The sequence below is a fragment of the Flindersiella endophytica genome, assembly GCF_054779015.1.
On sequence record NZ_BAAGYY010000009.1, the window covers coordinates 974,057 to 986,463 of the forward strand.

At 70.0% G+C, this 12,407-nt stretch carries 11 protein-coding genes; 6 read left to right on the forward strand and 5 right to left on the reverse strand.

The window, feature by feature from the left end; translation table 11 throughout:
* The first annotated feature begins 14 nt into the window (after positions 1-14).
* From ACYVF6_RS09700 to ACYVF6_RS09710, 3 genes are all read left to right on the forward strand, one after another.
* On the forward strand, positions 15-1,844 hold the full coding sequence (locus ACYVF6_RS09700; RefSeq protein ID WP_460518842.1) for an ABC transporter ATP-binding protein: 1,830 nt from the start codon (positions 15-17) through the stop codon (positions 1,842-1,844).
* Positions 1,837-3,621, forward strand: a complete 1,785-nt coding sequence (locus ACYVF6_RS09705) for an ABC transporter ATP-binding protein (RefSeq protein ID WP_460518845.1) — start codon at positions 1,837-1,839, stop codon at positions 3,619-3,621. Before ACYVF6_RS09700 ends, ACYVF6_RS09705 begins: the two co-directional genes overlap by 8 nt.
* 92 nt (positions 3,622-3,713) lie before the next feature.
* On the forward strand, positions 3,714-4,844 hold the full coding sequence (locus ACYVF6_RS09710; protein WP_460518849.1) for a S1C family serine protease: 1,131 nt from the start codon (positions 3,714-3,716) through the stop codon (positions 4,842-4,844).
* 70 nt (positions 4,845-4,914) lie between these two features.
* On the opposite strand, the gene pdxR is transcribed toward ACYVF6_RS09710, so the two are convergent.
* Positions 4,915-6,291 carry an aminotransferase-like domain-containing protein gene (pdxR, locus tag ACYVF6_RS09715; protein WP_460518851.1) on the reverse strand — a complete coding sequence of 459 codons (1,377 nt, stop codon included), beginning with the start codon at positions 6,289-6,291 and terminating at the stop codon, positions 4,915-4,917.
* 70 nt (positions 6,292-6,361) lie between these two features.
* Between pdxR and ACYVF6_RS09720 the strand changes: the two genes are divergently transcribed.
* Both ACYVF6_RS09720 and ACYVF6_RS09725 read left to right on the forward strand, forming a co-directional pair.
* Entirely contained in the window at positions 6,362-7,318 is a 957-nt protein-coding gene (locus ACYVF6_RS09720; RefSeq protein WP_460518854.1) for a DMT family transporter, read from the forward strand.
* A 10-nt stretch (positions 7,319-7,328) separates the two neighbouring features.
* On the forward strand, positions 7,329-7,988 hold the full coding sequence (locus ACYVF6_RS09725) for an HAD family hydrolase (RefSeq protein WP_460518857.1): 660 nt from the start codon (positions 7,329-7,331) through the stop codon (positions 7,986-7,988).
* Between the two features lie 16 nt (positions 7,989-8,004).
* On the opposite strand, the gene ACYVF6_RS09730 is transcribed toward ACYVF6_RS09725, so the two are convergent.
* Together ACYVF6_RS09730 and ACYVF6_RS09735 are read right to left on the reverse strand one after the other, a co-directional pair.
* The gene (locus ACYVF6_RS09730; RefSeq protein ID WP_460518860.1) at positions 8,005-8,928 is read right to left on the reverse strand and encodes a GNAT family N-acetyltransferase; all 924 of its coding nucleotides are present in this window, start codon (positions 8,926-8,928) and stop codon (positions 8,005-8,007) included.
* Positions 8,929-9,009: 81 nt separating this feature from the next.
* On the reverse strand, positions 9,010-9,459 hold the full coding sequence (locus ACYVF6_RS09735) for a VOC family protein (protein ID WP_460518863.1): 450 nt from the start codon (positions 9,457-9,459) through the stop codon (positions 9,010-9,012).
* Between the two features lie 52 nt (positions 9,460-9,511).
* On the opposite strand from ACYVF6_RS09735, the gene ACYVF6_RS09740 reads away from it, so the two are divergent.
* A complete protein-coding gene (locus tag ACYVF6_RS09740; RefSeq protein WP_460518865.1) occupies positions 9,512-10,225 on the forward strand; it encodes a helix-turn-helix transcriptional regulator in 714 nt (237 codons plus the stop codon).
* Positions 10,226-10,237: 12 nt separating this feature from the next.
* Here the strand turns inward: ACYVF6_RS09740 and ACYVF6_RS09745 are convergent, their stop codons facing one another.
* Positions 10,238-10,897, reverse strand: a complete 660-nt coding sequence (locus ACYVF6_RS09745; RefSeq protein ID WP_460518868.1) for a hypothetical protein — start codon at positions 10,895-10,897, stop codon at positions 10,238-10,240.
* A 9-nt stretch (positions 10,898-10,906) separates the two neighbouring features.
* Positions 10,907-12,370 (reverse strand): vanadium-dependent haloperoxidase, encoded by a 1,464-nt coding sequence (locus ACYVF6_RS09750; protein WP_460518870.1) that lies wholly within the window; start codon positions 12,368-12,370, stop codon positions 10,907-10,909.
* Between the last annotated feature and the right edge of the window lie 37 nt (positions 12,371-12,407).

Genomic DNA, 12,407 nt, shown 5'->3' on the forward strand with positions numbered 1-12,407 from the left:
ACGGTCGTCTGGCCATGTTCACTCTGTTCCGATACATGTTCCGGATCGCGCCCGTGAGCGCCGCGATCTCGCTGGCGCTTGCGATCGGCTCGGCCGGCCTCGGTGTCCTGATGACCTATGTCGTCGGTCAGGTCGTCGGTGCCGTGCCCGACGTGATCGGCAACCAGCCAGGTGCGATGTCCATGAGTGTGTTCAGCGTGCTGCTGGGCGCCCTGCTGTTGATCTTCCTGATCGAACGCGTGCTGCCGACGATCGATCAGATGATCGGCCTCAACCTCGACAACCACATCCACCGCGCGCTCGCGATCGCGATCACCGAGCCGGTGCTGCGGCCGCGCAGGGTCGCGCATCTGGAGGATCCGGAGATCCAGGACATCCAGGAACGCGCCAAGGGCAAGGCGGGCTTCCAGGTCGGGCGGGGCGTACGCAACGTGCGCTGGCTGCTGAGCAGCCGGCTGACGTTGTTCGGCTCGGCGGCCCTGGTCGGGCAGATGTTCTCGTGGCCGGTGGCGGCCGGGCTGGTCGTGGTCACGCTGCTGATGGAGTACTACCGCGCGTGGCTGTGCGAGCGGGAGATCGACTCCTGGTGGGGCATGACCGAGGGACAACGCCAGGCCGACTACACCTTCAACCTCGGCATGCGCGACGCGCCCAAGGAGTTACGCGTGTTCGGCCTGGGCGACTACCTCGTCGGGCGTTACGTCTCGAAGTGGATGGAGTCGTTTCGTCCGGTCTGGAAGGCCAGGCAGCGCGGCATGTGGCTGGCGATCGGCGTCGGCGTGGTGCACCTCGGAGCGCAGGCGGCCGCCGTCCTGCTGGTCGGGCGGGCCGCGCTGGCCGGAGAGCTGCCGCTGACCCAGGTCGCGACGGCCGTGCCCGCGATCCTCGCGGTGGGCATGTCCTACAACGGCTGGGGCGTGATGCAGATCCGGCGCGGGCTGTCGGCCTACAAGTCGATGCGCGACCTGCCCGAGATGATCTCCTCGCGCTATCCCGACCCGCTCGCCGACGAGTCGTCCCGAGCCTCGACCAGCGTGATGCCGCAACGGTCGATTCGCTTCGAGAACGTCAGCTTCCGCTATCCAGGGTCCGACTACGAAGTGCTGAGCGGGCTCGACCTCGAGATCCGGGCGGGTGAGGCACTGGCGCTGGTCGGAGTCAACGGTGCCGGCAAGTCCACGTTGGTGAAGCTGCTCGGCGGGGTCTACCAGCCGACGAGCGGCCGGATCACGGTCGATGGTGTCGACCTCGCCTCGCTCGACCTCGAGACCTGGCAGCGCCGGGTGGCCGCGATCGTCCAGGACTTCCTGCGCTTTCCCCTGCCCGCGACCGACAACGTCGTGCTGGGCGCGGTCGAGCATGCCAAGGATCCCGGCGCGATCGAGCTCGCGGCGCGGGAGGCCGGCATCGACGAAGTGATCGGTGCGCTGCCTTCGAAGTGGGAGACGGTGCTCGACAAGACCTACGACGGCGGCGTCGACCTGTCGGGCGGTGAGTGGCAGCGGCTGGCGCTGGCCCGGGCGTTGTTCGCGGTGCACGCGGGCGCGGGCGTGCTGGTGCTGGACGAGCCGGCGGCGGCTCTCGACGTCCGTGCGGAGGCACAGCTGGTCGAGCGTTACCTGGAGCTGACCAGTGGCGTGACGTCGCTGATCATCTCCCACCGGTTCTCCGTCGTCCGCGACGCGCATCGGATCTGCGTCCTCGCCGACGGCCGGATCGTCGAGTCCGGCACCCACGACGAGCTGCTTGCCACCGGCGGCCGCTACGCCTCGATGTTCCGCCTGCAGGCCGAGCGCTACATCACCGGTGGCCTCGACGACGAACTGGAGACGATCGATGGGTAGGACCTGGCGGGTGCTGCAGCTCTGGTTCGGCACCGCGTTCCGGGCGGCGCCGCTGCTGATGGCGGTCTCCTGTGTGCTGGTCGCCCTGCAGTCGGTGACCTCGCCGGTGCAGACCTACGGCGTGAAGCTGCTCGTCGACGGCCTCACCGGCTCCGAGAACTCCGCGATCGCCTGGGGTGTCGGCGTGATCGTGGTCGCGATGGCGGTCTCGTTCGTCGGCATGGTGCTGACCGATCCGTTGCGCGACACTGCGCAGGAGCGGGTTGCCTGCCGGGTGCACGCCGATCTGCTCGACGTCACCACCGGCGTGCCGGGCATCATGCACCACGAGCGCTCCGACATCGCCGACCGGCTGGAGCTGATCCGTGAGCGGTCCTGGCGACTCGGTGTCGGCGCCGAGATCCTGCTGTGGGTGGTGGCGACGATCGCCAACACCGGCACGGTGCTCACGCTGCTGGCCTCGATCCATCCGCTGCTGCTCCTCCTGCCACTGCTCGGTGCCGGGCGGATCTGGTCGGCCTACGTCAGCGGCCGGATGGAGCACCAGGCCTGGGAAGACACCATGCAGCAGGAGCGGTTGTCCGACCGGCTCGCCGAGATCGCGAAGGATCCGCGCAGCGGCCTGGAGCTCCGGGTATTCGGCCTCGGCAAGGTGCTGGTCAACCGGATCATCAAGCTGCAGAACGATCGCTACCAAATCCTGCTGCGCGCCACCAAGCGCGGCGGCTTCCTCGACGGTGGCGTACGCCTCGCGTTCGCCGCGTCCTACATCGCCGCGGTGATCTGGGTGGTGTGGCTGGCACGAAACGGCCGGGCGAGTGCCGGCGACGTCGTGCTCCTGCTGCTGATCGCGCCACAGCTCGACCAGATGACCGGCGGTATCGCGCAGAACGTCTTCTGGGTCGGCGAGGTCGTGCGGAGCTTCGCGCGTTACGAGTGGCTGCGCGAGTATGCCCGCGACAACGCCTGGGCCGAGGTCCGGGCCGAGACACCGAAGCGGCTGACGTCCGGGATCGTGCTGCGCGACGTGAGCTTCTCCTATCCCGGTTCGGAGAGCTCGGTGCTCTCCGGCATCAACCTCACGTTGCCGGCGGGCTCGACGGTCGCGCTGGTCGGCGAGAACGGCGCCGGCAAGACCACGTTGGTGAAGCTGCTGGCCCGCCTCTACGACCCGACCTCCGGCTCGGTGCGAATCGACGACGTCGACATGCGCGACCTCGATGCCAACGACTGGCGGCTGCAGATGTCCGCGGGCTTCCAGGACTTCGTGAAGTTCGAGTTCACGGCGCGCGAGACCATCGGCATCGGCAACGTCTCCCGGATCGACGACGACGCCGCCATCGCCTCCGCGATCCGGCGCGGCGACGCGGAGTCCGTCATCGCGAGGCTTCCGAACGGGCTGGAAACCCAGCTCGGCAAGAAGTTCAAGGGCGGCGTCGAGCTCTCCGGCGGCCAGTGGCAGCGCCTGGCCCTGTCGCGTGCGTTCATGCGCGAACGGCCGTTGCTGCTGCTCCTCGACGAGCCGACGGCCGCGCTCGACCCCGAGGCCGAACACGCGCTCTACGAGGAGATCGCCGAAGCGTCCCGGGAGTCCGCCCGCGAAACCGGCGGCATCACCGTGCTGGTCTCCCACCGCTTCTCGACCGTCCGGATGGCCGACCTCATCGTCGTCCTCGAGGACGGCCGGATCGCGGAGCTCGGCAGCCACGAGAAGCTCCTGGCGGGCGGCGGACGATACTCCGAGCTGTTCGAGATGCAGGCGCGCGCCTACCGCTGAGCCCGGCCGACCCGGTTTCTCAGGTTGCACTTATGTGGATTGACTCAGGTTGAGCCCAGGGTGGTCTCAGGCTGGGCGACGACATTGTTGGCATGACGCAGCCAGGACAGTTCCCCTCAGGCCAGAACCCCGTCCAGCCCGGCCAGCCGGTACCGCAAGCACAGCCCCAGCCCCAGTCTCAGCCTCGACCGCCGCAGCCGCAGCAGCCGCAGGTCACGCCGTCGCCGGTGCAGACCCAACAGATACCGGTGCCGGCCGGTGGTTACGGGCCTACCCAGTTGCCGCCGCGGTGGCCGCCGAGTGGGCCGACACCGCCAGGCGGTCCGGGTGTGCTGCCGCCTCAGCCGCGGCAGCCCGAGCCGAACGGGCGTAAGCGGTCCACCAAGGCGATGCTCGCCGCCGCGTTCGCCGCAGTCGCCATCGGAGCGGGCGCAGTAGGTGGCGTAGCCGGTGGTGCGCTGGCGTCCGGCAATGCACCTGTAGCCAGCGCGAACAGCGGTACGGTCACCACCCAGCAGGCCGCCAGCAAGACCAGTGCCCAGACGATCGCGAAGATCGCGGCAGCGGTTTCGCCGAGCGTCGTGCAGGTCGAGGTCGCCACCTACCAGGGGAAGGCGATCGGATCCGGCGTCATCCTGAGCTCCGACGGCAAGATCCTCACCAACGCGCACGTCATCTCAGGCGCGAGTGACGGCGGCACCGTCAAGATCACGTTCTCCGACGGCAAGACCGCGAACGCGACCGTGCTCGGCTCCGACACCAGCAGCGACCTCGCCGTCCTGCAGGCCGAGGACGTCAGCGGCCTGAAGGCCGCCACGCTCGGCGACTCCAGCAGCGTCCAGGTCGGCGACGAGGTCGTCGCGATCGGATCGCCGGAAGGACTGCAGGGCACCGTGACCTCCGGCATCGTCAGCGCGCTCGACCGCGACGTCACCGTCGGCTCCGAGCAGCAACAGCAGGATCCGACGAGCCCGTTCGGCCGCACCTCGTCCGAGAACAGCGGAACGACGACGTACAAGGCGATCCAGACCGATGCATCGCTCAACCCGGGCAACTCCGGAGGCCCGCTGATCAACCTTTCCGGCGAGGTGATCGGCATCAACTCCGCGATCTACTCCCCGGCCTCGGCCTCCGGTCAAGCCGGCAGTGTCGGGCTCGGGTTCTCGATCCCGATCAACGAGGCGAAGGAGATCATCACGCAACTGGAGAACGGAAACAGCTGATCCCAAGAGATCCCTCCTGGGTATAGAGAGAGCAGACGGCGGCGCGCGATCCCCTCCCAGCGCGCCGCCGTCACCCTGCTCGAAGGCAGGCCGAAGCGAGCACCCGCGCCGCTTCGGCCAGTTTGCGTTCGGACATCCGCGAGTAGCCCAGCACCAGCGCGGCAGCCGGCGGAGTACGAAAGTGCAGTGGCCCGGCCGCCTCCAGCACCACACCGCTGGCCTCGGCCCGCCGCAGGATCGACGCCTCGTCGAAGCCTGGCAGTTCCACGTACACATGCAGTCCGGCCGAAACGCCGCGGATCCGCGCCGCCGGCAGGGCGGCGGAAAGCGCGCTCACCAGTGCGTCCCGGCGACCGCGGTAGACCCGGCGCATCGCGCGCAGGTGCTTGTCGTGCTCGCCGGTGGCCAGCAGCCGCCGGAACGCGTACTGCTCCAGCACGGGCGAGCCCAGGTCGGTGTTCGCCCGCCACTGGCGTAACGCCGAGTCGTACGGTGCCGGCGCCACCGCCCAGCCCAGCCGGAGCCCGGGGGCCAGCGGCTTGCTCAACGAGCCGAGCAGGACGACATGATCGGGCGCCAGTCCCTGCAGGCACCCGACCGGCTCCCGGTCGTACCGGAACTCCGCGTCGTAGTCGTCCTCGATGATCAGGCCGTCCGTGGACCGAGCCCAGTCGACCAGCGCCGCCCGCCGCCGTGGCGAGAGCACGACGCCGGTCGGGTACTGGTGTGCCGGCGTGACGAGCACGACCCGCGCGCCGGTTCGCGCGAGCGCGGTGACGTCCAGCCCTTCGTCGTCCACCGGAACGCCGACCGGCGTGAGGCCTACCGAGCGCAACAACTGGTTGCATCCGCCCGACGACGGATCCTCGACCGCGATCGAGCCGATCCCCGAGCGGACGAACAGCTGGCCGAGGTTCGCCAGTCCTTGAGCGACTCCGCCGATGACCACGACCCGCTCCGGTGCGACCTCGGCCGCGCGCACCCGGCGCAGGTACGCCGCGAGTTCGGCCCGCAGCTCGGGGACGCCGGCCGGATCCGGATAGCCGAGCGCCGACGCCGGCAGCTCATCCAGCGCCTGGCGTACGGCCGCGGCCCAGCGCTTGCGCGGGAACTGCGACAGGTCGGGGGTGCCGGGCCACAGGTTGTACGCGGCAGTCGCCGCCGCCGGCGCGGACACCGGCGGCAGCGGGCGCTCGGGCTGGACGTGCCTGGCCACCCGGGTGCCGTCGCCGTGCCGGGCGACCAGGAAGCCTTCCGCGATCAGCTGGTCGTACGCCGAGACCACGACGCCGCGCGAGACGTTGAGGTCGGCTGCGAGTACCCGGCTCGCCGGCAGTCGCAGGCCCGCCGCCAGCCGGCCCGACCGGATGCCGTCCCGGAGCTGCTCGGACAGCTGGGCGGCATACCCGCCGGCGTCCCGGTCGAGCACCAGTGGAAGGTCGATCACGGATTTGGTCCTTGATTTCGCTGCACGATTGGACCTCCACTGTGGACCAAGTTGCCAATAGCGTGCAACTATGACCGCCGCGCCCACCGCCCCCGTCCCGCAGGCCTCCCACCCGGCCGCTCAGCTGACCGCGACCAGGCAACCGGTCGCCTGGCTCGGCGCGGGCTTCGCGATGTTCCTGGTCGGCAGCATGACCGGCGTCGGTCCGCTGATCATCGACTATCCGGTCTACGGCGGCCAGGCCGTCCGTTACCTCGTCGCCACGGTGCTGATGTTCGGCCTGATCCGGCTGCGCCGGCTGCCCCGGATCCGGCTCACGGCCCGCGATGCTGCGCTGATCGTGGCGCTGGCGGCGGTCGGGCTGGTGGCGTTCAACCTGTTCCAGCTCGCGGCGCTCCGGCACGCGACACCCGCGGTCGTGGGCACGATCCTCGGGTCGGTCCCGATCGTGCTGGCCGTCGCCGGGCCGCTCGCGACCGGCCGCCGCCCGCGGCCCAGAACGATCGCCGCCGCCGCGGTCGTGGCCGGCGGCGCCGCCATCGCAACCGGTTTCGGCTCGACCGACGCCGCGGGGATCGGTTTCTCGCTGGCCATGCTCGCCTGCGAGGCCGGCTTCTCGCTGCTCGCGGTGCCGTTGCTGACCAAGCTCGGCCCACTGCGCACGTCGGCGTACGCGATCGCCGTCTCGGTTCCGATGCTCACCGGCGTCGGCCTCCTCGCCGACGGAACCGGTTTCCTGCGCCGCCCGACGGGTGCGGAGCTCGCCGGGTTCGCGTACATCGCGGTTGTCGTCACCGTCGTCGCGTTCCTGTGCTGGTACGCCTCGCTGCCCCGCCTCGGTGCCGACCGGGCCGGCCTGTTCGCCGGCTTCGTCCCGGTGGGCTCGATCCTGACGGCCATGGTCGCCGGAACCGGTTTCCCCACCGGAGCCGACCTGCTCGGCGCGCTCGTCGTGATCGCCGGCGTGCTCATCGGGGTCTTGGGCGGCGGCAAGCGAGGCACGGGCCAGGTGGCGCGGACACCGTAGGCTCGCAGGCGTGGCTTCCGACTCCCGTGCGTACGACCTGATCATCTTCGACTGCGACGGCGTGCTCGTCGACAGCGAGCGGCTCGCGCTGAAGGTCGACGTCGAGATCTATGCCAAGCTCGGCTGGCCACTGTCGGAGCGCGAGATCGGCGACCGTTACATCGGCCGGACCTGGGACTTCATGCTCGCCGAGCTCGAGGCCCAGCTCGGCCACGCGCCCGACCCCGCGGTTCTCGAGGAGTGGAGCCGCCGCCACCGCGAGGTGTTCGAGACCGAACTGGAGCCGGTCGACGGCATCGCCGAGGCGCTCGACGGCATCACCACGCCGGCCTGCGTCGCGTCCAGCAGCGGTCACTCCCGCCTGCGCCGCACGCTCACCAAGGTCGGCCTGTACGAACGCTTCGCGGGCCGCATCTTCAGCGCCGAGGACGTCGCGCACGGCAAGCCCGCACCCGATCTCTTCCTGTACGCCGCCGAGCAGCTCGGCGTAGAACCCGAGCGCTGCGCGGTCGTCGAGGACAGTGAGTACGGCGTGCTCGCCGGCCGCAGCGCGGGCATGACGGTCTACGCCTACACCGGCGGCGACCTCATCCCCGCCGAACGTCTCGTCGGCGAACGCACCACCCTGTTCGACGACATGCGCAAGCTCCCCGGTCTGCTCAGTACCTGAGCCGGCGGAGGAGCCCTCAACCCCGTTCGGAACGGGCCCAGCCGCGCTTGGTGTGGGTGAGGACGCGGAAGCCGGCTCGCACCAGCCACGCGATCTCCTCGGGTTCGTCCTCCCACGCGTAGTGCAGTAGCCGGTCGATCCGTGCCAGCCGCAGCCAGTCGGCTGCCTCGGCCAGCAGGCGGAGCCGCACGCGCCGCGGATCCGCCGCGCTGACGGTGTGGAGGTTGCCGATGTCGGCCCAGCCGTCCTGCCGGGAGATCAGGCCGGAGACCGCCAGGTTGGTCTCGACCTCGATGTAGCCGGCCTCGCCGGACCCCAGGCAGGCCGAGAGGCGAACGCCGTTGACGCCGACGCTGCGCCGGATCTCCAACCCAGGCAGGGCGTCCGGCTCCGGCGCGGGCAGGTCCTCGACCCGCGCGAGCAGCACGATCTCGGTCTTGCCTTCGTGGACGAAGCCGGACCGCTCGTACAGGTCGCGAACGTGTGGCCACTGCTCGGGCACGCCGTAGATGCCGGGCGCCGGAAGGGACCCGTCGGCCCACTTCCGGCGTACGCCCCAGCGCTCCAGCTGGGCCAGGCAGGCGCGGATCAGCACGTCGCCGGACTCGTCGGCGCCCGGCCGGAACGGCGCCGACCGGGCGTGCACCAGCCACCGGATCTCGCCGACGCCGCGGTAGTCCGCGCCGACCTCCGACGTGCTGCCGTACCGCAGCAGCAGTGCCGCCGCGACCACGCTGCCCCGCAGCTCGGCGACCAGCGTCACGCGCTCGACCACCCACGGGTCGACGATCGGCTCGCCGGGCTCGCGCTCGAGCTGGCTGAGGACGGTGTTGACGGAGACCGACGAGCCCGGCACCACGGCGCTGACGTGAGCGTTGACCAGCCCGGTGACCTGCTCGCGGTCACTGCGGCGGAACGGGCGTACGACGATTGAAGACACGGGCGAACCTCCGAAGAAACGCAAGGGGAACAGGAGGCCGCTACCAGTGCGGTACGAGCCCGAGCTTAGCAGCGTCAGGTGCTAGGTGACGCAGAATTCGTTCCCTTCGACGTCCTGCATGATGAAGTGGCCCTCGACGTGGGTCACGATGGTCGCGCCGGCGGCGACGAGGCGTTCGGCCTCGGCGTCCTGCCGGGCGCGTACCTGGTCGGGCGGCAGGCCGAGGGAAGCCTTGATGTCCAGATGCAAGCGGTTCTTGACGGCCTTGCCCTCGGGTACGGCGAGGAAGAAGATGTCCGGCCGGCCTTTGCCCGAGGTGTCGATGATCGTACGGGCCGCATGGCGCTGGTCGGCCGGGATGTTGTGGGCGTCGGCCCAGGCTTCCCAGCTCTCGAAACCTTCCGGTGGGCTGCCGGCGGGCTGGTCGGCTGGGCTGCCCGGATAGTTGTAGCCCTCGAGCGCGGTCAGCCAGAACCGCGACACCTTGTCGACGTCGGCGCAGTCGAAGACGATGTGGATGTCATAGACCATGGTGAGCAGCATTCCTTGCCTCGGGTGACACCCTTGTGTCACCGTCTCAGCCATGAACCGTACGGATCGCCTTTACGCGCTGACCGAGGAGCTACGCCGGGCCGGTAGCCGCGGCCGCACGTCGGCGGAGTTGGCGGGACGGTTCGAGGTCAGCCGGCGCACGATCAAGCGCGACGTCCTCGCGCTGCAGGAGTCCGGGCTGCCGATCTGGGCGCAGGGCGGGCCGGGTGGCGGTTACGTGCTCGACGCCGCGGCCTCGCTGCCGCCGCTGAACTTCACGCCGGCCCAGGCGATCGCGGTCGCGGTGGCGCTGGCGTCGGTGCACCATGCGCCGTTCGCCGCTGATGGCGCGACGGCGCTGGCGAAGGTGTTCGACATCCTCGACGGCGACTCGCGGCGCCGGGCTACCGCGCTCGGCGCCCGGATCTGGGTCAACGACGATCCGCTCGATCCGCCGCCGGGAGCGACGACGGGCCCAACCGCCGGCGCCCGGGTGATCGAGGAGGCACTGCACCTCCGGCGGGTCGTCGTGCTGGACTACCTCGACGCCAAGGGCGCCCGGACGCGGCGCCGGGTCGAGCCGATGATGCTGGCGCTGACGTACGGCCACTGGTACCTCATCGGCTGGTGCCAGGAGCGGGACGCCGTGCGATGGTTCCGCTGGGATCGGGTGGTGGACGCGCGGCTGACCAAGCAGGCGGCGCCGGAGCGGGAGCTGTCGGTGATCGGCGAGTTCCCGCCCACGGCGCGTTCCATCCGGCCGTGACGCCCAGCTCGGTCAGGACGGCTCGCCACGTGGCCACACCGCGTTGTAGACGGCCCGGGCACCTTCGTAGCGGGACAGGTCGCTCATCCGGCGTACGTCGGTGCGTTTCCACCTCGCCGCGGCGGCCGGGCAGCTCATCCGTTCCGCCCGCAGGTCCTTGGCGTCCTTGATGTCGCCGGCCCAGCGCGTGACGGACTGCCGGGCCTCGAGCAGCAAAGCCTCGCCGGCGTTGTTCTCGTCGGCGCACGGGCCGTACTCACCCATCAGCCGCCGGTACTTCGTGTCCGCGCCCTGGAACGCCAGCACCGACCGGTCCGCCGCCGGCCGGCTGCGATCCCAGTCGCGCATCGCCTCCTTGAACTCCGTCCGCATGCCGAACAGCGCGTTCATCGCCTCGATGTGCTTGTGCCACTGGACGATCGCCTGCTCGGCCTCCGCGAGCGCGTCTCGCCGTGCGGCGTCGACCTTGATGCACGGGCTCGGCGTGCTGCGCGCGGCCGACGTCGACACGTTCGCCGAAGGCTCGGAACGCGTTGCTTCGTTGGGCAACCGGAGTTGCTGGTAGCCGAGCCCGAACAGCGTCACGGTGGCGCCCACCACTGTCATGGTGACGATGATGACCGCGAGCCTGCTTCGGTGTGGCTCCACGATGCCTGTATGGCGACCGTTCATCGTTGCTCCTCAGTTGCCATGGAACAGCTGGCCGGCCTTCGTCCACACGTCTTGGCCGATTCGCTGGCCGGCCTTGCGCGCATCCTCGTCGCCTTCCTCCAGATGGATTCCGCCGTAGCGCCGCGAGAGGCCGGCCTCGTCAGCCGCGGCGGTGAACGTCGGCCAGGACAGGGTGATGTCGGCCGCCGGCGTGATCCCGGGCTCGATCCGTGAGCTTCCCGCGCGTACGGTCGCCGACAGGCCGAACCGATCGCTTCCCGTGAACCGCTTCAACACCGTGGCCGCGGCCGCACTGAACGTCGAGTGACCGGAGGCGAACTCGCCGAACGGAGGGGTGGGGAAGGTCGCCGGCTGGTACGGCTTCCAGGTGCCACCGTCGATCGTTCGCGTGCCGAGCCCGGGTCCGGCCCAGGCTCGCACCTGCTTTCCGTCGTACAGGTAGCGAATCGCGGTGATCGGGCGCACCGAGTCGTAGGCCAGCTTGTTGTCCCAGGCGCAGATGCTCGCGTCCAGCAGCGCGTTGTTGAGGACGAAGAACATCCGTACGTCGTCGTCCATCGCATGGTTGTCGCGCTGCGACACGTGTCGCGCGAACAGGTTCCAGTGCCCGGGCGGGGTCTCGCTGTTCGGACCGTCCGACCAGTACTCCGAGATCGCCTTCTGGCGGTCGGTGAGGTTCGCGCTCAGGTCCAGCACTGCCTGCGCCTCCCGTGCGTAGGCCTTCTTGTCGAAGATCGCCGGACCGTTCGGGCTGCGTAGCTCGTCTCCGCTCCGCATGGCGAACGGCGTCACGTTGCCCCACTGCGGGGCCAGATACGCCTGCGTCACCTGGCGGCCGAGCGAGTTGGTGAAGACGAGCGGCTGCCATCGGTTCGGATCCCGGACTGTGCCGGGATCGATCGGGCCGGCCACGACCATCGGCGAGTTCACCGGTCGATAGCCGGTGTAGTCGGAGTATGCGCCGGGCGCCAGATCGCCGAGCTGGTTGGAGCCGTCGTGATGCCGGAACGACAGCACCGCGCCGCAAGCGGCGTAGGCGGTCTTCGCCGGCTGGCTGGAGGCAGAGGTGTCGTAGCCCTGCTGGTGCAGCAGTTCGGTGAACTGCTCCGTCCGCGCGGGGTACAGGTCGACGGCTGCCTGGTAGAAGCCGAAGCTGAACGCCTCGGCTCGATTGGCCTGGGTACGTTCGGCGGCTGGTCTTCGTAGCGCTCCGCCGAGCCGGGTGCCGGCAGCGGTGTCGTCGTAGGCCGCCCAGGCGTCATAGCCACAGGTGTGCGCGATGGCCATTGCGCGAGCGACCATGGGTGGGCCCAGGGAACCGGTGCGAACTGCCTCCAGCAGTGCGCCGTTCCATCGCAGAACGGGGTTTTCCTCAGCGCCCGTTCCAGAGATGCTCACCGCGGCAGCGGCGGAGATCAGCTGGACGGCGGTTGTCGCGGCCCACACCAAGCGGGCGGGCCCACGCGGAAACATCGGGGCGTGCTCCTTTGTCGCATAGAACCGTGAGCAC

What these genes read in the sequence shown, in the direction of transcription:
- ACYVF6_RS09710 (WP_460518849.1), top strand. Translation starts at nt 3,714, where the DNA reads ATGACGCAGCCAGGACAGTTCCCCTCAGGCCAGAACCCCGTCCAGCCC.
- ACYVF6_RS09720 (WP_460518854.1), top strand. Translation starts at nt 6,362, where the DNA reads ATGACCGCCGCGCCCACCGCCCCCGTCCCGCAGGCCTCCCACCCGGCC.
- ACYVF6_RS09750 (WP_460518870.1), bottom strand. Translation starts at nt 12,370, where the DNA reads ATGTTTCCGCGTGGGCCCGCCCGCTTGGTGTGGGCCGCGACAACCGCC.
- ACYVF6_RS09740 (WP_460518865.1), top strand. Translation starts at nt 9,512, where the DNA reads ATGAACCGTACGGATCGCCTTTACGCGCTGACCGAGGAGCTACGCCGG.
- ACYVF6_RS09700 (WP_460518842.1), top strand. Translation starts at nt 15, where the DNA reads ATGTTCACTCTGTTCCGATACATGTTCCGGATCGCGCCCGTGAGCGCC.
- ACYVF6_RS09735 (WP_460518863.1), bottom strand. Translation starts at nt 9,459, where the DNA reads ATGGTCTATGACATCCACATCGTCTTCGACTGCGCCGACGTCGACAAG.
- ACYVF6_RS09745 (WP_460518868.1), bottom strand. Translation starts at nt 10,897, where the DNA reads ATGAACGGTCGCCATACAGGCATCGTGGAGCCACACCGAAGCAGGCTC.
- ACYVF6_RS09705 (WP_460518845.1), top strand. Translation starts at nt 1,837, where the DNA reads ATGGGTAGGACCTGGCGGGTGCTGCAGCTCTGGTTCGGCACCGCGTTC.